Source organism: Nocardia sp. NPDC059154 (assembly GCF_042755705.1).
Taxonomy (GTDB): domain Bacteria; phylum Actinomycetota; class Actinomycetes; order Mycobacteriales; family Mycobacteriaceae; genus Nocardia.
This window is the reverse complement of record NZ_JBHZCS010000016.1, coordinates 1-19794: the sequence shown is the minus strand read 5'-3', so window position 1 is coordinate 19794 and position 19794 is coordinate 1. Positions and strand designations below refer to the sequence as shown.

16 protein-coding genes are annotated in these 19794 nt (G+C 68.6%); 7 read left to right on the top strand and 9 right to left on the bottom strand.

Going from position 1 to position 19794, the window contains the following annotated elements; genetic code table 11:
• Window positions 1–83 precede the first annotated feature (83 nt).
• From ACFXN1_RS16050 to ACFXN1_RS16040, 3 genes are all read left to right on the top strand, one after another.
• On the top strand, window positions 84–1052 hold the full coding sequence (locus ACFXN1_RS16050; protein ID WP_379400824.1) for a ParA family protein: 969 nt from the start codon (window positions 84–86) through the stop codon (window positions 1050–1052).
• 51 nt (window positions 1053–1103) lie between these two features.
• Window positions 1104–2120, top strand: coding sequence for a ParB/RepB/Spo0J family partition protein (locus ACFXN1_RS16045; protein ID WP_379400792.1), 1017 nt, complete (start codon window positions 1104–1106; stop codon window positions 2118–2120).
• A 160-nt stretch (window positions 2121–2280) separates the two neighbouring features.
• On the top strand, window positions 2281–3000 hold the full coding sequence (locus ACFXN1_RS16040; RefSeq protein WP_379400791.1) for a GNAT family N-acetyltransferase: 720 nt from the start codon (window positions 2281–2283) through the stop codon (window positions 2998–3000).
• Window positions 3001–3069: 69 nt separating this feature from the next.
• Here the strand turns inward: ACFXN1_RS16040 and ACFXN1_RS16035 are convergent, their stop codons facing one another.
• From ACFXN1_RS16035 to ACFXN1_RS16000, 8 genes are all read right to left on the bottom strand, one after another.
• On the bottom strand, window positions 3070–4266 hold the full coding sequence (locus ACFXN1_RS16035; RefSeq protein WP_379384558.1) for an N-acetylmuramoyl-L-alanine amidase: 1197 nt from the start codon (window positions 4264–4266) through the stop codon (window positions 3070–3072).
• 144 nt (window positions 4267–4410) lie between these two features.
• Window positions 4411–4749: a thioredoxin gene (gene trxA / locus ACFXN1_RS16030; RefSeq protein ID WP_354849029.1), complete on the bottom strand. Its 339-nt coding sequence runs from the start codon at window positions 4747–4749 to the stop codon at window positions 4411–4413.
• A gap of 12 nt (window positions 4750–4761) precedes the next feature.
• Window positions 4762–5745 (bottom strand): thioredoxin-disulfide reductase, encoded by a 984-nt coding sequence (gene trxB, locus ACFXN1_RS16025; RefSeq protein WP_379400789.1) that lies wholly within the window; start codon window positions 5743–5745, stop codon window positions 4762–4764.
• A gap of 245 nt (window positions 5746–5990) precedes the next feature.
• Window positions 5991–6914 carry a hypothetical protein gene (locus ACFXN1_RS16020; RefSeq protein ID WP_379435873.1) on the bottom strand — a complete coding sequence of 308 codons (924 nt, stop codon included), beginning with the start codon at window positions 6912–6914 and terminating at the stop codon, window positions 5991–5993.
• A 101-nt stretch (window positions 6915–7015) separates the two neighbouring features.
• Entirely contained in the window at window positions 7016–7603 is a 588-nt protein-coding gene (gene sigM, locus ACFXN1_RS16015) for an RNA polymerase sigma factor SigM (protein ID WP_379400786.1), read from the bottom strand.
• A 260-nt stretch (window positions 7604–7863) separates the two neighbouring features.
• Window positions 7864–11700, bottom strand: a complete 3837-nt coding sequence (locus ACFXN1_RS16010; protein WP_379435982.1) for a lipid II flippase MurJ — start codon at window positions 11698–11700, stop codon at window positions 7864–7866.
• Window positions 11701–12170: 470 nt separating this feature from the next.
• On the bottom strand, window positions 12171–14690 hold the full coding sequence (locus tag ACFXN1_RS16005; protein WP_379435874.1) for a DUF6049 family protein: 2520 nt from the start codon (window positions 14688–14690) through the stop codon (window positions 12171–12173).
• Window positions 14687–15241 (bottom strand): NUDIX hydrolase, encoded by a 555-nt coding sequence (locus ACFXN1_RS16000; protein WP_354849043.1) that lies wholly within the window; start codon window positions 15239–15241, stop codon window positions 14687–14689. Before ACFXN1_RS16000 ends, ACFXN1_RS16005 begins: the two co-directional genes overlap by 4 nt.
• A 203-nt stretch (window positions 15242–15444) precedes the next feature.
• On the opposite strand from ACFXN1_RS16000, the gene ACFXN1_RS15995 reads away from it, so the two are divergent.
• On the top strand, window positions 15445–16884 hold the full coding sequence (locus ACFXN1_RS15995; RefSeq protein ID WP_379435876.1) for a CCA tRNA nucleotidyltransferase: 1440 nt from the start codon (window positions 15445–15447) through the stop codon (window positions 16882–16884).
• 19 nt (window positions 16885–16903) lie between these two features.
• On the opposite strand, the gene ACFXN1_RS15990 is transcribed toward ACFXN1_RS15995, so the two are convergent.
• Window positions 16904–17818 (bottom strand): hypothetical protein, encoded by a 915-nt coding sequence (locus tag ACFXN1_RS15990; protein WP_379435877.1) that lies wholly within the window; start codon window positions 17816–17818, stop codon window positions 16904–16906.
• A 53-nt stretch (window positions 17819–17871) separates the two neighbouring features.
• Here ACFXN1_RS15990 and ACFXN1_RS15985 point away from each other — a divergent pair, with 53 nt between their 5' ends.
• From ACFXN1_RS15985 to ACFXN1_RS15975, 3 genes are all read left to right on the top strand, one after another.
• Window positions 17872–18285 carry a TOBE domain-containing protein gene (locus ACFXN1_RS15985; RefSeq protein ID WP_354849050.1) on the top strand — a complete coding sequence of 138 codons (414 nt, stop codon included), beginning with the start codon at window positions 17872–17874 and terminating at the stop codon, window positions 18283–18285.
• A gap of 20 nt (window positions 18286–18305) precedes the next feature.
• Window positions 18306–19049 (top strand): molybdate ABC transporter substrate-binding protein, encoded by a 744-nt coding sequence (modA, locus tag ACFXN1_RS15980; RefSeq protein WP_379435983.1) that lies wholly within the window; start codon window positions 18306–18308, stop codon window positions 19047–19049.
• Window positions 19046–19794 (top strand): ABC transporter permease (locus tag ACFXN1_RS15975; RefSeq protein ID WP_379463620.1); only part of this gene is annotated, 749 nt, incomplete at its 3' end. The genes modA and ACFXN1_RS15975, both read left to right, overlap by 4 nt.

Here is a 19794-nt window from a genome sequence, read left to right as displayed (position 1 = left end):
TCTTTGAGTTCTTCGGGTTAGGAGCCTGTATGTCCAACGGTCCGGCGAATGTTTCACGGGAAACAACGTCCCGGGTTCCCGGCATGCTCGATAGCGGTCCCTTCGATACCGACGAGTTCAGCCGTACCCCGTTCGGGAACATCTCCGCTGACACCCCGATTGCCGCCGAGGCGCAGCGCGCGAGTCAGGTGCTGTCGGGCACCAATGCCCAGATTCCGCGTCCCCGGGAACAGCGCGTCATCACCATCGCCAATCAGAAGGGCGGCGTGGGCAAGACCACGACGGCCGTGAATCTGGCTGCCGCGCTCGCCATTCAGGGCATGCGGGTGCTCGTCATCGACCTCGACCCGCAGGGCAATGCCAGCACCGCCCTCGGCATCGCACACCACTCGGGCATCCCCTCCAGCTACGAACTCCTCATCGGCGAGTGTTCGGTCAGCGACGCCATCCAGCAGAGCCCGCACAATGAACGGCTGCTGTGCATCCCGGCCACCATCGACCTGGCCGGCGCGGAGATCGAACTCGTCTCCATGGTCGCCCGCGAGGGCCGGCTCAAGGCCGCCATCCAGGAGGCCAACCTCGCCGGGTACGACATCGACTACGTAATGATCGACTGCCCGCCGTCGCTGGGTCTGCTCACCGTCAATGCGATGGTCGCCGCCAAGGAGGTGCTGATCCCCATCCAGTGCGAGTACTACGCACTCGAGGGCGTGGGTCAGTTGCTCCGCAATATCGGTCTGGTGCAGGCACACCTGAATCCCGGATTGCATGTCTCCACCGTCGTTCTCACCATGTACGACGGCCGCACCAAGCTCGCCGATCAGGTGGCCGAGGAGGTGCGCTCGCACTTCGGAGATGCGGTGCTGCGCTCGGTCATCCCGCGCAGCGTGAAGGTGTCGGAGGCTCCCGGCTACGGCATGACCGTCCTCGATTACGATCCGGGCTCGCGGGGTGCGATGAGCTACCTCGATGCCGGACGTGAGATCGCGGCGCGCAACTCGGCGCGCCAGACTGCGCCGGTGCCCGTTTCGGACGCACAATCCGGTGTGTAGGTGAATCTCGGTGGCGGTGAACGGTGAACAACGGAAGGGGTCAGTAGGCCGATGAGTCAGGCGAAGAAGGGTGGACTGGGGCGCGGCCTCGCGGCACTGATCCCGACCGGCCCGGTGACCACGCCCGGCGGGCTCGGCAGTGCCGCCGCCAATGTTGTCATCGGCCTGGATCCGGTTGGTCCGCAGCCGGCGTCGGCGTACCTGCATCGGGTTCCCGATCCGGTCGAGTCGGCCGTCGACGCCACGGACGCGGGTGCGGTCTACCGGGAGATCCCGCCGGAGCAGATCGAGCCGAACCCCAAGCAGCCGCGCACCGTCTTCGAAGAAGAGGCGCTCGCCGAACTGGTGCACTCCATCAAGGAATTCGGTCTGATGCAGCCCATCGTGGTGCGTCAGGTCGAGTCCGCGCCGGTCCCCCGCTATCAGCTCATCATGGGTGAGCGGCGATGGCGGGCCGGCCAGGAGGCGGGCCTGCCCGCCATCCCGGCCATCGTGCGTGAGACCGCGGACGACTCCATGCTGCGAGACGCGTTGCTGGAGAACATCCATCGGGTGCAGCTGAACCCGCTCGAGGAGGCGGCCGCCTATCAGCAGCTGCTGGAGGAGTTTGGCGTCACCCACGAGGAACTGGCCGCGCGCATCGGCCGTTCGCGTCCGGTCGTCACCAATATGATTCGCCTGCTGAAGCTTCCGATTCCGGTGCAGCGCCGGGTCGCGGCCGGCGTGCTGTCGGCCGGGCATGCCCGTGCCGTGCTGGCCTTGGAGGCGGGGGCCGACGCGCAGGAGGCCCTGGCCGCGCGGATCGTGGCGGAGGGCATGTCCGTCCGGGCGACCGAGGAAGCCGTCACCCTGGCCAACCGGAATCCGGATGCGGTCACTCCCCCGGCGCCCAAGCGCAAGCCGATTCAGATGCCGGGTCTGCAGGACGTGGCGGAGCGGTTGTCGGAGTCCTTCGACACCCGCGTGACGGTCAGTCTGGGCAAGCGTAAGGGCAAGATCACGGTCGAGTTCGGCTCCATCGATGATCTCGAGCGAATTGTCAGTCTCATGGAGCAGTCGAAGCCCTAGAGTGGGTCCACCCCGAGGGTCACAGTGGAAACGTCACTGTGACGTTCGGGTTCATGGCCCTGGAGAGGCGTAAAGCGTTGATCGCTTATTCTTTTTGGCGAGCACTGTGTGATGCGGCGTGAGTGTGGATGAATCAGACAGCTGGAGGCTGAGCAGAGCGGTGTCGACCAGCGTGACCGCACTTACCCTCGGCGGACTCGACAAACTTCCGGTACATGCGCGGCGGTGCGTGTTCTGGGAGATCGATCCGGCCGTGGCGGCGGATTCCCATAGCTTCAGCGACCCGACCTTCGAGAAGGAGGCCTGGCTCTCCACCGTCATGTTGCAGTGGGGGTCGTGCGGACAGGTCGCCGTGGTGGATGACCGGTCGGCGGGCTGCGCGCTCTATGCGCCGCCCAGCGCGGTGCCGCGTGCCGGCCTCTTCCCCACCTCCCCGGTAAGCCCGGATGCGGTCCTGCTGACCACGCTGAGCGCCGAAATGCCCTACCGCGACACCGACATAGCCCTGCAGCTGATTCAGGCCGTGGTGAGCGATCTGGTGCGCCGCGGCGTGCGGGCCATCGAGGCGTTCGGCATTCGCAAGGATCCGCCGACCACCGCGATGCCGGCCGTCGGTTCCATGACCCTGCGCGAACGGATCGGCACGCCGCGCCGCTCCCCAGCGCCTGCCCCGTCCGGGTGTTCGCCGGAGCAGTGCATGATCGAGGCCGACTTCCTGGAGGACGTCGGTTTCAAGGTGGTCGCCTCGCATCATCGATTCCCGCGCCTGCGTCTGGAATTGGATCACGAGCATCTGTGGAAGGAAGACGTCGAGCGGGCGCTCGATCAGCTCCTCGCGGCGGCCGCGCTGACGATGCCCACCCGCATCGCCACGCGGTAGCCCACCGCATCGCCAACGAAAAACCCCTCCAGCCCGAATGGGTTGGAGGGGTTTGTTTCATGTGAAACATCAGAGCCGGTCTGCGGCCGCCAGTTCCTCGGCGAGCAGTTCGGCGAATGTGTATGTCCCCGTGGGCTGGTCGTCCTGGCCCAGCAGGTACAACCGCTTCACGGAGATCAGGATGGCCTCGGCGATCACGTCGCGCATGCGCGGGTTGGTCAGCACCGAGGAGTCGTAATCACTGGTCAGGTAGCCGATGTCGACCTGGACGGTCGGCATCTTGGTGAGCCGCAGCAGATCCCAGGTGCGGGCGTGGGTCCGGCAGTCCTGCAACGAGGTTCGCGCCACGATCTCGCGCTGGATGAACCCGGCCAGCACCTGTCCGATCATGGACGTGGAGCCGTGCGAGTTGCCGAAGTGGAAGCTGGCCACGCCGCTGGCGGCGCCGCTGTCATTGCTGGCGCAACGCAGCGAGATCATCAGGTCGGCGTCGAAGGTGTTGGAGGTCTCCGCCCGCTCGGCGTCGGAGGGGTTGGCCCCCCACGGCCGGGACAGGAAGGTCTCCATACCGGTTGCGGCCATGCGTCCTTCGAGCCGGCTGGCCAGATCCCAGAGGATCTCCGATTCGTAGACGTCACCGAATTCGGTCGGCACCGGGGAGCCCTTGTCGGGTCCGCCCAGGCCCGGATCGATGACGATGCGCTTTCCGGTGAGCTGCGGCCCGGCCCGGTGCACCACCTCTTCCTCGGCGATGCGGTGCGGGTTGCCGCCGGTGACGCGGGCGCCCAGCAGATCCAGCGAGCGCAGGGTGTCGGGACCGCAGATGCCGTCCGAGGACAGCCCGATCTCGCGCTGGAACGAGGTGAGCGCGTCGTGGGTGTGCGGGCCGAAGTAGCCGTCCACCCGGTGCACATAGAAGCCCAGATCCTGCAGTCGCCGCTGCAGGGTGGCGACATCGTCGCCGTACAGCGGTGCGGACAGCTGGTAGATGAGGGTCCGCGCGCCGAGGCGGTAGGACGCCTCTTTCAGCGCGCGGTAGGTCGCCGGACCGACCACGCCGTCGACCAGGAGTCCGCGGTGCTGCTGGAAGGCACGCACCGCGGAGTCCAGATCATGGTCGAAGGTCGCGTCGGCGTCCTTCCAGTACTCCCCGATCGGACCCGAGGGGTCGCTGTTGGGGCGGGAATGCAGGAACCCGAGGCTTGCCAGGGTGCTCCGAACCTCTGCTACGGCTGGTCCTGTATCGCCGTGACGAAGTCGGTGCATGCGTGAGAGCCCTTTCCTTCCGCCAACCCGGGTACCCATTCATGCGGCGGTTCACACCTACGCACGACCGGAGCGTCGAACGATTGTTTCAGACCCGGACCGAATTTCGGCAACTGTCGAGTGCAGGCATCCTACGGCGAGTCGTTAAAGAACTTCTTCCAGTTCGCGCAAGAGGGCAGCTTTGCCCTTCGCACCGACGATCCGCTTGGTTTCCTTGCCTCCTTGGAACAGGACCATAGTAGGCAACGACATGATGCCGTAGTGGGCCGCGGTCTCGGGGTTGTTGTCGGCGTCCACCTTGGCGATGGTGATCTTGTCCGTGTTGGCGGCGGCGATCTCATCCAGCACCGGTGCGACCATCTTGCACGGGCCGCACCACGCGGCCCAGAAGTCGACGAGAACGGGCTTCTCGCTGAGCAACACCTCGTCGGCGAACGTGGCGTCGGTCACCGTCTTGGTGGCACCGGTCTTGGCGTCGGACATGCCTAGCTCCTTTTAGTTGTTCACTTCCACCGGCTGACCGGCGTGATCGAGGGTGTTGGTGGTGATGTCACCCTGCTCGGCGAGCCAGCGCTCGGCGTCGATGGACGCGCGGCAGCCGGTACCGGCGGCGGTGATGGCTTGCCGGTAGGTGTGGTCGACCAGGTCGCCGGCGGCGAAGACGCCCGGCAGCGAGGTGTAGGTGCTCTGGCCCTGGACCAGCACGTAGCCCTCGTCGTCCAGATCGACCTGGCCGCGTACCAGTTCGCTGCGCGGGTCGTGGCCGATGGCGACGAACAGGCCGGTGGCGGCCAGCTCGGAGGTCTCGCCGGTGCGGGTGTCGCGCAGGGTCAGGCTGGTGACCGCGGTATCCCCGTGCACCGCAACGACTTCCGAGTTCAGGACGAAGCGGATCTTGTCGTTGTTCTTGGCCCGCTCCAGCATGATGCGGGAGGCGCGGAACTCCTCGCGGCGGTGGATGATGGTCACCGAGCTGGCGAACTTGGTGAGGAAGGTCGCCTCCTCCATGGCCGAGTCGCCGCCGCCGATCACCACGATGTCCTGGCCCTTGAAGAAGAAGCCGTCACAGGTGGCGCAGGCGCTGACGCCGCGGCCGAGCAGCTCCTGCTCGCCCGGGACGTTCAGGTAGCGGGCCGCGGAGCCCATGGCGAGGATCACAGCGTAGGCCTCGTGGACCTCACCGCCGACGGTCACCTTCTTGATGGGACCGGTCAGGTCGAGGGCGTCGACGTCCTCGGTGCGGATGTCGGTGCCGAAGCGCTTGGCCTGCTCCCGCATCTCCTCCATCAGGTCGGGGCCCATGATGCCCTCGCGGAAGCCGGGGAAGTTCTCGACCTCGGTGGTGGTCATGAGCGCGCCGCCGAACTGGGTGCCCTCGAAGAGCAGCGGTTCCAGTTCCGCCCGGGCGGCGTACACCGCGGCGGTGTAGCCGGCCGGACCGGAACCGACGATGATCAGGTCGCGAACAGGCGTGCTCAAGGTGGCCCTCCGAAGCTGTTGTGCAGAATCTCGATCGCTCGAGCGTGAGCGTGTCGGTCAACAACAGCCTAAACGCTGTTGTTCCCGTGCCTGTTTGCCCTCCGCCCCGCTCCGGGCGGTTCGCGGCCAAGGCGCAGGTCTATGGAGCCGGAAGCTCGATTCTTCCCTCCTCCGCTCCCCCGCTCCGTCGGTCCAGAATCGAGCCGGGCCGCGAACTACTGGCCGATCTCCAAGATCGTTGGGCGCTAGCCGATGTCGGCGCGTCCGAGCACCTGGGGATTGCCTGGGCCGCAGGCTGTTCCGAGGACGGCGGCGGTGATCTGCGGGGGTTTGGGTCCGGCCAACAGGACCAGTACCCCGGGTGCGCCGGAGAACACGACGCTGCGGGAGCCGAGCACCTGGCGGTCCAGCCCGGCCGCCTGCAGGCACGCAGCGAGCGCGTTGCCGGCCGCCAGTGGGCCGGTGATGTCGTGGCGGCCCATGGCGGTGAGGACGGCCGTCGGCGCCAGACCCGGGTCCAGGTTGGCGTCGGCGGCCGGTTGGGCGGCCGGGGTCACGGTGCGGGTGCTGACGGCGTCCACGGCCACCACGGCGCCCGCGACCACCGCCGCGGCGGCCGCGGCGACGGTGAGCCAGCGCAGGCGGCGGGAGGGGGTCTCGAACGGGACGGGCTCGCCGGGATCCGTGTCGTGCTCGAACGCGGCCGGGGGTTCGGGATCCTCGAGCTCCCGGGGATCGAGCCGGCCGGTATCGAAGACGGAGCCGTCGAGCACCGGCATGGGGGCGGTGGAGGGCGGGGCCGGATGGGTGGAGCGGGTGACGGGCGGCGGCGCGACGGGCAGCCGGGTCACGGCGGCAGGCCGGTCGGCGGTGGCCGGGTCCTCGTCGCCGGTGGCGAGGTCTTCGATCATGCGTTCCAGACGGGCGGCCACCTCGGCGGGCATGGGGTGGGCGATGTGTTCGTCCTGGCCGAGGTCGTGCAGGCGATCGTCGACGCGGTCGAGTGAGTGCAGATAGCGCATGGCCTCCGGGTCGCGCCGGACCGCGGGCCAGAGCCGCTCGGATTCTTCCGGCGGCAGACTGCCGCCGTGCAGATCGGCGAGCAGTTCGGTGGAGAAGGGCGGCGTGGGTACCGCGGTACCCGCCATTGCTCCTCCGGTGTCCTCCATTGCCCCTCCAGGGCCTCGAGTAGGAAACGCAGACCTGTCTTTGTATCCGACGCAGCGGAACCGTTCAAGGTTCCCCCAATATCGCCGTGTTCGAGTGGAATTCAGGTGTTCATCGCAGGTCCGGTGTTCGCTTCCTGAAAGTGCGCCGCGAGCCGCCGCCGCCCGCGGGCGCACCGGCTCTTGACGGTGCCCTCCGGAATGCCCAGCAGCGCAGCGGCATCCGCGATGGAGTAGCCCTCGAGCTCGATGGCGACCAGGGCGGTGCGCTGGTCGGCGGGCAGGGTGAACAGCGCCGCGTCGACCATCAGGGTGGCCTCCAGGGCCGCGAAATCGTCTCGCGGGCAGCGTGGTTCGTCGGCCGTGTCCTCGGACAGGGGTTCGGTGCGGCGCAGCTTGTTGCGGCGGATGCGGTCCAGGCAGGCATTGACCACGATGCGGTGCAGCCAGCTGCGCACCTCGGCGTCGCCGCGGAAGGCGCCCGCGGCCTTGTGCGCGGACAGCAGGGCGTCCTGGAGCGAGTCGGCGGCGTCCTCGGGGCCGTAGGAGGCGCGTAGCGCGGTCTGCCAGAGATGGTCGCGATGGCGGCGGAGCAGTTCGGCGAAGGCGTAGGGTGCCCCACCGGCGTGGGCGGTGAGCAGGTCGCGATCGCTGACCTGCGGTGCTTCCACGAGTTCGTGCGCTGACGACAATGCTTCCCCTCAGACCGGTGGCACGGCCTGTTCACGGGCCGGCGTCACCGAGATGTGTGGCTGTCATCCGGGACCGTAGAAGTCGGCCCCCGGGAGCTCCCCTTGCCGAGAGTACGCAAGATCATATCGAAGATAACGATTCGGTAGCAACGAAAATCGAGAAAAAGCGCAGGTAGCAGGCGCTTGGTCTGAATTGCGCGATCTGTTTGTAATCAGCGCTCAGTGTTGTTCAACCAGCCCGGAGCGAAGCGGAGGGCAAATTAGACGCTGGCTTCGAACCGGATCTCGGCGATCGAAGACTGGAACTGACCCCCGTTGTTGGCGAGCTGGGTGATCCACACCAGCACGTAGCGGGCCGGCTGATCGGCCCGCACCGGAATCTCGGTGGTGCCGTCGCCGAGCACCGCCGACCCGATCAGCTGGGTCTGATCCAGGGTCGGCGAGGCGGTCGGCGAGGTGCGGATCTCGACCTGCGTTCCGGGCGAGGGCGATTCGATGATCACCTTGGTCAGCTTGCTGGGGCTGCCCAGGGTGGTCAGCACGCCCACGCCCTTCTTCAGGGCCGGGAACTGCTGGAAGTAGGCGTCGGTGTGCCAGGTGGTGGCCGGGTTGTTGTCCAGCACCGCTGCGACGCTGCCGACATTGTCCGGGGTGCCCTCCGGGGAGAACACCGTGGCGCCGGTGACCGGCACCGGCACCCCGCCGCTGGCCGGCGCGCTGGCCGGAGCCTGGGACGCGCCGGGGCTGGGCGGCGCCGTCGCCGAGGTGGTGAGGCCGATATTGCGCTGTTCGTTGAGCGGCGCGTTGGAGGAGCCGGGCGCGAAGACGCTCAGCAGCCACCAGATGATGACGCCGACCACCAGCGCGGCCAGCACGCCCAGACCGACCAGGATCCACATCATCCGCTGCGAGCGTTCCTTCTCGGCGGCGAGCAGTTCCGGGTCGGCGAGGGTCTCGTCGGGTGCGCTGGGCGGCTTCTGACCCAGGCGCAGCACCGGGATGAAGTCGGTCTTCTGGTCCACCACCGACGCCTGCTCCAGCACGTGCTGGACGGTGGCGGCGGTGCGCACACCCTTGTTGGACTCCAGCGACCGCACCGCGACCGCGGAGATCTCGAAGGGCACCTCGGGCCGAATGGTCCTGGGCTCCACCGGCGTTCCATCCGGGCCGAAGTCGGCCAGCGGCAGGCCGCCGACGGTGGCCGCGCTGCCGGAGATGCCGCCGACCCGGATCGGCCAGTGCGCGGTCATGAGCGCGTAGAGCATGGCGCCCAGGCCCCGCACGTCGGACTGGGCGTCCGAGTCGGACAGCGTGCCGGGGAAGGCCAGCACGGCGTCGCCCGTGGCGCTGATGCGCACCCGGTCCGGATGGTCGATGGACAGCGAACCACCACCGCGGTGCGCCATTTCGGCCGCGGCCGCCAGCGCCCGGACGGCGCGCGCGGCGCCGATCGGCGACGGCACGGTCTCGGCCATCTCCTTGAGCGAGCGGCCGGGGGTCCACTCGGCCACCACGATGCCGCCGGAGGAGCCGCGCACCACGTCCAGCACGCGGGCCAGACCGGGCGAGTTGATCCGGCCCAGGCGCAGCGTGCGGGACAGGATGGCCTGCGGCCCATCGTGTCCGGAGTTGTCGGTGGCCTGCTGATCGGCGTCGACGAAGGTGAGCGCGACCTCGCGGTCCAGTTTCACATCGAGGGCCTGCCAGAACTTGAGCCCACGCGCGCCGCCGTGGCCGGCCAGCAGCCGGTACCGGCCGCCCGCCACCGACGCGCCGGGCGTCAGCTTGGGGCCGCGCTGGATGCGCTTGCTCGGCGATTCCACCCGCATGGGCGGCATCTGCGGCGAGATGGCCTCGTACACACCGGTTTCGGGACCGGCGTGGTCCTCCGCCTCCGGTAGGTGCTCGGGTTCCTCGTGGTCGCCGGGACCGCCGGAGTGGGCCGCGGATTCGGCTCGGCCACCGGGCTTTCCGCCGGCTGCGCCGGAGGGTGGGGTGTCCGTGGAGAGCCCGCCGCCCGCGGCCGTTGCGGATTCGGCGGCCGGGACACCGCCCGCCGCATCGTCGCTCACCCTCGTTCCTCCTTCGCCCTGGTATGTCGAAGACCGATGTATCGGAGCCGGAACCGCTGCGCCGGCATCCGAAGTCGTGCGGAAGCCGCCGTCCGGTGTCCGTGCACTGTCCGGCGTGCCGCGGGAGCTGTCCGCGGACATGCCGGTCTGGGCAGTTGCGCTTGCCTGCCGAACAGGGTACGGGAACTCGGTCTTTTCGGTGAGTTCAACCGCATCGGGCCGGATGACGGGCAGCACCATGGTCTGCGCGTCGAGGTACGGATCGAAGCGGTAGTAGTACGGCGCCGCCCGCAGGTCCGGTTTGGGCAGCAGCGTGGTCTCGTGGATGTCCTCGAGCGGGGTGCCGTCGAGGTCGAGATCCGGTGCGGGCGGGGTGATGCCGAGCCGACGCGAGACCGCGACGGTGATGGCCACGATCTCGGGAATGCCGAGCAGGCGCATCAGGCCGAATGCCACGCCGAACATGACGATGGCGGTGAGGCCGACCCGCACCAGCGAGCCGAATCCGCCGAAGCTGTCCGAAAGCCGGTGCAGGCCCAGCACCTTGTCCACGATGAGCAGGACCGCGCCACCGGCCAGTGAAGCCAGCACCACGCGGGTGATGGTCTGGCCGACATTCGCCATGCGCAGATCGCCGAGGCTGCGGTGCAGCAGCCAGCCGCCGATGATCGCGCCGGTGACGAAGCCGAGGCCGCGGGCCACGCCGAGCGCGATGACCACGTGGTCCGCGGAGACGAGGACAGGTGCGAGCGCGGACAGGGTGATCTGCACGCTGGTGATGCCGAGAATGATCCAGGTGGGTGTCCACGCCTGTTCACGCGCGTAGAAGACGCGCAGGTGAATCAGCACCAGCGCGTACGGAATCAGGTTGAACGCCGACCAGGACACCGCCTCGCCGAGTCGCGCGGCGTCGCCGCCGAAGCGACCGTAGCCGTAGATCGCCTCGCCGATCTGTGGTCCGGCGAAGGTAAGGAACGTGACGATGGGGACCAGCGCGATCATGGTCAGTCGGGTTGCTGCGCCCAGATCGTCCACCACCGCTGGAGTGTCGTCGGCGGCCGCGTTGCGGCTCAGCCGCGGCATGATCGCGGTCAGCAGGGTCACGCCGAGCACACCCCATGGCAGTTGCAACAGCAGCCAGGCGTTCTGGTAGATGGTCGGACCCGCGACATCGGCGTGCGAAGAGACTCGCAGCGTGAAACTGAAACCGATCTGGCTGATCAGGACATAGAGGACGATGGCCGCGGCCATCCCGCCGAACTGCTTGAGGCGGGCATCCATACCCCACAGCGGCCGTAGATCGATGCCCTCCCGGCGAATCGCGGGCAGCAGCGCCGCTACCTGGACCGCTACGCCGAGCGTGGTGCCGATACCGAGTAGCAGCAGCTTCGGTTCGCCCATTCGAACCGGATCCAGAGTGATCTCACCCGGTGTCACCGCGTACAGGCTCAGAACCACCAGAGCGACACAGTTGTTGAGGACGGGCGCCCAGGCGCCGGGCTTGAACACCTGATGGGTGTTCAGAATCGCCATGAGTAATGCGGACATTCCGTACAGCAGCACCGCGGGGACCAGCATGAAGGTCAACGCGGTGGTGAGCCCGGAATTGACCTTGCTGTCGGCGGAGAGGAAGACGTGCCTGGTCAGGACCGGCGTGAGGATCAACGCGAGTACCGTGCCGGTGCCGAGGATGGTCAACGCCGTGGTGAACAGGCGACGCACGAAGGCCGCGCCGCCGTCCGCGTCCTCACGCTCGGCACGAACCAGGGTCGGAACCACGATCGCGGTCAGCACCGCGCCGAGTAGCAGCTCCGAGATCATGTTCGGGATGGAGCTGCCGATCGTGAAGGCACTGGCGATGGCGGGGCCGAGCACGGTCAGCAGTAGCGCCTGTTTGGCGAAACCGGTGATGCGGCTGATCAGGGTCGCGATGGCCAGAGACCCGGTGTCCCGGACCAGTTTGGCGTTCGAGTTGTCGGCCTTCTCCTCCACCTGTGCGGCGGAGACGGTCGCGGTGCGCGGCATTGCCTGCCGCTGCGGACCGGTCTCAGGAGCCTGGCGCTGTGGGCCGGTCGACGGAGCCGGGCGCGGGTTCGACATCGGCGGTGTCTGATAGCGCTGTGGGCCGGGGCCGGGCGGACGGTTGCCGTCGCCGCCGGGGTGTCCCCAGTGGTAGCGCTCTTCGGCGGGGACGCGCCCGCCTGCCATGGGATCGGGTCGTCCCGGCTGGGGGCGGGGGCGGTGCATGATGGGCCCGGATTCGCCGGGCAGCGGCGCCTGCCGCTGCGGACCGGACGGTTTGGCCGGATACTGCTGTCCCGGGTATCCCTGCGGATTACCGGGAACCGCGCGCTGTTGTCCGGAGGCCGGGCCCTGCGGGCCGCGCGGGCCGGGGCGGGGCGCGCCGCGTTCCCACGGCGCCGATGGCGTGCGCCGCGGCGGCGGCCCGTCGGGTCCCTCTGGTCGGCCGGATGAGCGCGGCCCGCCGTACTCGCTCACCGTGCCTCCTGTCGTTTCTTGTCCCGCTTACCCGCGCGCCCCACACTGTCATCTCCGCCTCGGGGTTCGGGGTCGAACCCTTCGTCGGCCGGGTCGGCCTGTCCGCGGAAGCGGTGCCAGAGCCGGCGGCCGACCAGCAGGAGCAGCAGCGCACAGGCGCACGCAGTAATTATTGCCAACACCTGACCGTAAGCGTTGGACCGCACGGATACCGATACCGCATTGCCGAGCGTCACCCCGTCGGATGTGGTAAGCGCGATGGGAATGACCAGGTTTCGGCTGTCGGATACCTCGGTGGGGATCTGGAAGGATCGATTCCCTTTGGCGGGCAGCTGCTGTTCGCCGATATCAGTGATGTTCGTCTCGGCCGGCGCGTCGATCTTGAAGCGCACCCGGATGGCCACCGGCAGGTCGTTGCGGGCCACCAGCAGCAGCGGACTCTGCTCGGAGGCGAGGGTGTAGACGCCGCCGGGCGGCAGCACTGTCACCGAACCGTAGAGGTTGTCCATGGTTTTGGTGGTCTGGTCGAGTCGGCGCTGGGCGTTGGTGTCCGCGGCGGCGGCCCCGGCCCGCCGGTCGGACAGGGAGAGCACCCGGATCAGGTCGTCGCGCAGCGGGGTGAGGAAGGCACGGGGGCTGAGTTCCTGCTGCGGCACGTCCACCAGCGCGCTCATCAGCTCGGTGATGCGCTGGGCCTGCTGGTGCACCGGTTCGGCGAAGTGGGCGGGTACCGCGTCGTCGGCGGCCTCGCCCGGGTAGTCGAGCTGGTAGCCCTGCGGATCCGGCTGCTGCGCTACCAGGTCGGTGAACGGCCGCGGCGTGGCCAGGCCGCTCTTCACCAGCAGGTCCAGTTGTCCCAGCACAGTGGAGGCTTCGTCCCGGTTGGCGCCCCACTGCTGCGGCGGCATCAGCAGCGCCGAGCGCGGGCGGCCGGGTTCCGGGTTGAGCGCGGTCCAGGCCATGGCCCCGAGCGCGTCCTGCAGTCGGGCGGCGCGGGAGTCGTTGGTGACCTCGTAGCGGACCTTGTCGGGGGTGAAAGGCGGTGTGGGCGGATTGGACCCGATGGCGGCCAGGGCGGTCGCGGCCCAGATGTCGAAGGTGGCGGCGTGCAGGGTGGCGGGCGCGGGCGGCGGGGTCGCGCCGGCGGCCGGCGGCAGGGTGATGTCGGCGAGGTTCACCACGTCGGGGGTGCCGGGTTCGGGGGCGGCGCCGCCCGGTGGGGTCTTGGCGGCGGTGAAGTTGGCGCGGTTGTCGCCGGTGGTCACGGCGTTGTCGGCGAGCACGGTGGTGGTGAAGCCGTGGTGCGCGAACAGGGTGGCGCCGTCGGTGTCGACGGTGCCGGCATCCGGAACGGCCACGCCGCGTACCGATTTCACCGCGAGCAGGGAGTCGATCAGGTCGGCGGGCGCGTTGAGCGCGCGGTCGGCCAGCGTGACGTCGCCGGCGGCGGCCAGCGCGCTCGGGTCGACCTGCGCGAACGGCAGTGCCACCACGCACATTCCGGGTGCGAGGGCGCGCAGCCGTTCGAGCCACGCCTTGGCGGCGTGGCTACCGGTGCCGGAGCGGGTGGGCCCGTCCGGATCCGAGGGGCTGGCCAGCACCCGGTAGTCCCTGGTCATGTCGGACACGGTGATGAGCAGGTCCGGGTCGACGGCCAGGCAGAGCGCGCTGACGAGGTTGCGGTCGCGCCCGCTGTCGGGTTTGACCACGCTCTCCAGGGCCGACAGCAGCTGGTCGAGTCGTCCGCCCTGCGCGAGTGAGGCGGCCAGGTCGTCGTCGGTGAGCAGCGCCTGCCCGTCTGGGGTGCCGGGCTGTCCCGCGACCAGCCGGGGCCGGTCGGCCAGCGGCCACAGCATGGTGGTGGCCACCGGCGGGGCGTCAACGGCGGGCGGAGCGGCCGGTGCGAGCGCGCGTTTGGGGTCGGTGCCGGGGACGCCGAGGACGGGCAGCAGGAAGCGGGCGTCGTCGAGGCGGGCCTGCCCGCCGTACGCGGGCTGGCCGTTCACATTGAGCAGCAGCGGATAGACGCCGGGCGCGGCGATGTCGAGTGACGAGATGTCGCTGGGCAGATCGGTTCCCGCGCGCAGGGCGACGGTGAGGCTGAACTGTTTGCGCTGTCCCGGGGTCAATTGGTCCGAGACGTCCTGGAATTCGCCGTTGATGTCGTAGTTGACCTGGTCCAGGCGCAGGGTGGAGCGCAGTCCGCTGGGGCTGGTGACGGCCGCGCCGCGCTGGATGCGGATGCTGACATCGTCCACCGGCCGGTCACCGATATTGGTGACGGTGCCCGACACCACGAAGTAGGGGTCGCTGGCGGCGGTGATGGCGGTGGGCGTCACCGAATCCAGGGAAAGCTTCAGGAATTTCGGTCCGCTCGGCTGTCCGCTGCCGCTGCCGGTGGGTTCGGCGGCGGCAATGGGTGTGCCGATTCCGGGTCCGATTCCCAGCGTCGTGAGCACCGCCAGCATTACCGCGACGAGTGAAAGCAGCGTGCGCTGCGATCCCGCACGCGTCATTGTCTGCCGTTCTCCATCCGGTCGATCAGCCGGTTGGCGACCTCGGCCAGCCTGCGTTCGTCAGCGTAAGCGAGCCGGGAGTCTAGTTCGCTCAAGGGAACCCAGGCCACCTTGGTGACCTCGACGTCGGCATCGGAGAGCTCACCGCCGAGTGAGCGCATCAGATAGTGGTGCACGGTCTTGTGTACCCGCCGGCCCTCGGTGACGAACCAGTAATCGATGCTGCCGAGTTCGGCGACCACGGTGCCGTGGATGCCGGTCTCCTCCTGCACCTCGCGAATGGCCGTCTGCTCGGCGGTCTCGCCCTCTTCGATGTGGCCCTTGGGCAGCGACCAGAGCAGTCGTCCGCGCCGGTCGGTGCGCCCGATGAGGGCGGCGCAGCGTTTATCGCTGGGGCCGTCGAGGCCGTCCACCACCAGTCCGCCCGCGGAGGTTTCGCGGACCGTGCGCATGCGAGGCTTGGCCGCACCGGTGGATTTCGCCGCGGTACCGGCCGAACCACGCCGCCGGGGCTGGCGGCGTCGACTGTTCGCGCGATCGGCCGGGGACACTGCGTCAGTCTATAGGGGACGGCGGCTCCGCCCGCCCCAGCGGAGTAGCTCCTATATATACAGAGCTCTCATAGCAGGTAGACACCGGTCGTGGCGCGGCACGCCGGGTGACCGGCGGGAGCGGCAGGACACTTTTCGGGGATCGCGACCCCGACCGACTAAGCTGCGTTTTCGTGGTTTCGCCGAAGTCCGAGGAAGCAGCTGTGGAGGATCGTCGTACTCGCCTGCTGGCGGCGGCCGCGATAACGCTGGGACGGCTCTCGGATGTGCTGACTCCGCTGGGTGAACTGTTCGCCGCGCACGGTCATCAGCTGTATCTGGTCGGCGGTAGCGTGCGCGACGCGGTGCTCGGCCGGTTGGGCACCGACCTGGACTTCACCACCGACGCCCGCCCCGAGGTGGTGCAGGAGCTGATGCGCGGCTGGGCCGATCATCTGTGGGACACCGGTGGTCTGGCCTTCGGCACGGTGAGCGCGTCCAAGTCCGGGCAGCAGCTGGAGATCACCACCTTCCGCAGCGACGCCTACGACCGGGTCTCGCGCAATCCGGCGGTCACCTTCGGCGACACCCTCGAGGGTGATCTGGTGCGCCGCGATTTCACGGTGAACGCGATGGCGGTGCGCATCGGCGCGCTGGGCGAGCTGGAGTTCGTGGATCCGCTGAACGGCGTCGAGGCGCTGCTGTCCGGGGTGCTGGATACGCCTGCGCTGCCGCATGATTCGTTCCAGGACGACCCGCTGCGCATGCTGCGCGCCGCGCGCTTCGTCGCGCAGCTGGGTTTCCGGCTGGCGCCGCGGGTGCGGGCGGCGATCGTCGAGATGGCCCCGGAGATCGAGCGCATCACGGCCGAGCGGGTGCGGGCGGAGCTGGACAAGCTGATCGGCGGCGAATACCCGACCGAGGGCATCGATGTGATGGTCGAGACCGGGCTGGCCGAACGGGTGCTGCCGGAGGTCCCGGCCATGCAGCTGGAGATCGACGAGCACCACCAGCACAAGGACGTCTACCAGCATTCGCTGACCGTGCTGCGCCAGGCCATCGATCAGGAGCAGGGCGATCCGGATCTGGTGCTGCGCTGGGCCGCCCTGCTGCACGACATCGGCAAGCCGCCGACCAAGCGCAATGAGCCCGGCGGCGGGGTCAGCTTCCACCATCACGAGGTGGTGGGCGCGAAGATGGTGCGAAAGCGCATGCGCGCCTTGAAGTATCCGAAGCAGTTCACCGAGGACGTGGCGCGGCTGGTGTATCTGCACCTGCGTTTCCACGGCTACGGCAAGGGGCAGTGGACCGATTCGGCGGTGCGCCGCTACGTGACCGACGGCGGTGAGCTGCTCCCCCGTCTGCACAAGCTGGTCCGCGCCGACTGCACCACCCGCAACAAGCGCCGCGCCGCCGCCCTGCGTTCGACCTACGACGATCTGGAGACCCGGATCGAACGCCTGCGGGAGCGGGAGGATCTGGAGCGGGTGCGCCCGGATCTGGACGGCAATTCGATCATGGAGTTGCTGGACCTGAAGCCGGGCCCGGATGTCGGCAAGGCGTGGCGTTTCCTGAAGGAACTGCGCCTGGACCGTGGTCCGATGACGCGTGAAGAGGCCGAGGCGGCCCTGCTCGAATGGTGGCCGACGCAGCAGGTTCGATAGCCCCGGGAGTCGGGGTTCCCTAGAAGATGATCAGCGTCGTCCCCGCGACGATGGCCGAGCGGATCTGCGCGAGATCGAACGAGCCGCTGATCGCGGGCAGGTCGACGCTGAAGAACACGTGCTCCCCGACGTGTTCGGCCCGGCTGATGCGCGCCTCGCTGGGCAGCCCCGACAGCGGAATCGGGTTCAGCGTCGTGAATCGCCTGGGCGCGCGCACCTTTCGCCAGTGGGCCCGGTGCACGGTGATGGACAGGACGTTGTCGGTGATCTCGGCCGCGGCCAGCGCCCGGATACTGCGGCGCCGGTGGCGGGCCAGGATGAGCCCGTCGTCGGCGGGCTGCAGTTCCCAGTCGGGCTGCCAGGTGTTGATCCACTCCAGCAGTGCCGCAAGGGTTATCACACCGGTGAGGTCGAGCTGTGAGGTCCGCAGCTTGGTGGGGACGCCGGGGATCAGCCGCATTCCGTGGGCGATGACTGTCAGTTCCTCGATGGGGTGGGTGTTCCAGATCAGCCCGGTGAGCACGGTTTTGGTCTGGAAGTGCGCCCCGCGCCGACGCACCTTGAGCGTGTGGAGGGTGGCTCGCAGGTCGTGTCCGAGCAGGGTGGCGCTGACCTCCTGCCCGCCGAACTGACTGAGGATGCCTTCCGACAGCAGCGTCATGAGGACGTCGGGCATGAGCGCGGTGACTGTCCCGGCTCCGAAGTCGGCGGCTGGTTCGAGCCAGGCGGTGGTGAAACTGGTCCACTGGTCCAGCCAGCTCTGGTCGAACAAGCGTCTTCCGAGGTCCATACCCAGGTCTACCGCGCGCAGAGGTGACCAGGCCTTCGGATCGAAATACGTGGCCATGATTGCTTCGAGCGTACTGGCCGCCGGTGCGGGCGCCAGCGGCGCGACAGTGAACTGGAACACCTTGCCGGCCGTTGTTGTCCGCATCTACGGTTCGATTCGATTGGTACTTCCGTATTTGCGGATCTATTCTGCTTGTCATGCCCGAAATTCGGATTCGTGACGCCGCCCAGCTGCTGGGCGTCAGCGACGACACCGTGCGCCGCTGGATCGACGGTGGCGTGCTGTCCGCGCGCAAGGACGAATCCGGTCGCCTGGTGGTGGATGGCAGCGAGCTCGCGGAATTGGCCGTCGAGCAGGCTCGCACTCCACAGACCCGGATGGCTAGTGCCAGTTCGGCACGCAATCGTTTTCCCGGATTGGTCACCAGGGTGGTGGCCGATACCGTGATGGCACAGGTGGAGATGCAATGCGGACCGTTCACAGTCGTGTCGTTGATGAGCAGCGAGTCGGTGCGCGAGCTGGGGCTGCAACCCGGCAGCGTGGCGTGGGCGAGCGTGAAGGCCACCACGGTGGTGGTGGAGACCGCCACGGAAACCGGTGGCGCGGCCTAGGTTCCAGGTCCGGAGCCGTGCTGGCCGCGACCGCGGTGCTGGGCGCGGGTCTGCTGTCGGGCTGCGGTTCCTCCTCGGACAGCAGTGACACCACGACGATCACGGTCTTCGCGGCCGCCTCGCTCAAGCAGGTGTTCACCCAGCTGGGCACTCGGTACGAGAGCGCGCACCACGGCACGAAGGTGACCTTCTCCTTCGCCGGTTCCTCGGATCTGGTGGCGCAGTTGAATCAGGGCGCGCCCGCCGACGTCTTCGCCTCCGCCGATCAGGCGAACATGGACAAGGCGGTGAAGGGCGGCCGGATCACCGACAAGCCCCAGACTTTCGCCACCAATGTCCTCACCATCGTGACGCCGCCGGGCAATCCGGCGCACATCGGTTCGCTGGCGGATCTGTCCAAGTCCGGGCTGCGCCTGGTGGTGTGCGCGCCTCAGGTGCCGTGCGGTTCGGCCACCAAGAAGGTGACCACCGGTGCGGGCGTGTCGATTTCGCCGGTCAGTGAGGAGTCCTCGGTGACCGACGTGCTGGCCAAGGTGACCTCGGGGCAGGCCGACGCGGGCCTGGTCTACGTCACCGACGCGGCCGGCGCGGGTAACAAGGTGACGACGGTGAACTTCCCGGAGTCCGCGACCGCCGTGAACACCTATCCGATTGCCACCGTGGCGGATTCGAAGAACGCCGCGGCCGCCAAGGACTTCGTCACGCTGGTCACCGGGCCCGATGGCCAGCAGGCGCTGCAGCAGGCCGGTTTCGGGCGGCCGTGATCAAGCCCCCGGTCTGGCTGCTGCTGCCGGCGGCCATCGGCTTCGTGCTGGTGGCCGGTCCGCTGGTGGCGCTGACCGGGGCGGTGGACTGGTCGCATTTCCTGGATCTGATCACCTCGGAGTCCTCGCGGGTGGCGCTGCTGCTGAGCCTGCGCACCTCCGTGGCGGCCGCGCTGCTGTGCGTGCTGCTGGGTGTGCCGATGGCCGCGGTGCTGGCCCGCTCGCGCTGGCGGGCGCTGCCGGTGCTGCGCGCACTGGTGTTGCTGCCCTTGGTATTACCGCCGGTGGTGGGTGGTCTGGCGCTGCTGTATCTGTTCGGGCGGAACGGGCTGGTGGGCCACCAGCTGGAGTCGCTCGGCATCCGCATCGCCTTCAGCACGACCGCGGTGGTGCTGGCGCAGACCTTCGTGGCGCTGCCGTTCCTGGTGATCACGCTGGAGGGTGCGATGCGCACCGCGGGCGACCGCTACGAACGGATCGCCGCCACCCTGGGTGCGCGGCCGTCGCTGGTGTGGTGGCGGGTGACATTGCCGCTGCTGCGCCCCGCGCTGGTATCGGGCACGATCCTGGCCTTCGCCCGCGCCCTGGGCGAGTTCGGCGCGACGCTCACCTTCGCGGGCAGCCTGCAGGGGAAGACCCGCACGCTGCCGCTGGAGATCTATCTCCAGCGCGAGTCCGATCCGGATGCCGCCGTAGCGCTTTCGCTGCTGCTGGTGCTGGTCGCGGCGGTGATCGTGCTGGTGGC

Coding starts and splice junctions, on each gene's coding strand:
- ACFXN1_RS16050 (WP_379400824.1), top strand. CDS start 84: ATGCTCGATAGCGGTCCCTTCGATACCGACGAGTTCAGCCGTACCCCG.
- ACFXN1_RS16045 (WP_379400792.1), top strand. CDS start 1,104: ATGAGTCAGGCGAAGAAGGGTGGACTGGGGCGCGGCCTCGCGGCACTG.
- ACFXN1_RS16035 (WP_379384558.1), bottom strand. CDS start 4,266: ATGCACCGACTTCGTCACGGCGATACAGGACCAGCCGTAGCAGAGGTT.
- trxA (WP_354849029.1), bottom strand. CDS start 4,749: ATGTCCGACGCCAAGACCGGTGCCACCAAGACGGTGACCGACGCCACG.
- ACFXN1_RS16020 (WP_379435873.1), bottom strand. CDS start 6,914: ATGGAGGACACCGGAGGAGCAATGGCGGGTACCGCGGTACCCACGCCG.
- ACFXN1_RS16010 (WP_379435982.1), bottom strand. CDS start 11,700: ATGCCGCGCACCGCGACCGTCTCCGCCGCACAGGTGGAGGAGAAGGCC.
- ACFXN1_RS16005 (WP_379435874.1), bottom strand. CDS start 14,690: ATGACGCGTGCGGGATCGCAGCGCACGCTGCTTTCACTCGTCGCGGTA.
- ACFXN1_RS15990 (WP_379435877.1), bottom strand. CDS start 17,818: ATGCGGACAACAACGGCCGGCAAGGTGTTCCAGTTCACTGTCGCGCCG.
- ACFXN1_RS15985 (WP_354849050.1), top strand. CDS start 17,872: ATGCCCGAAATTCGGATTCGTGACGCCGCCCAGCTGCTGGGCGTCAGC.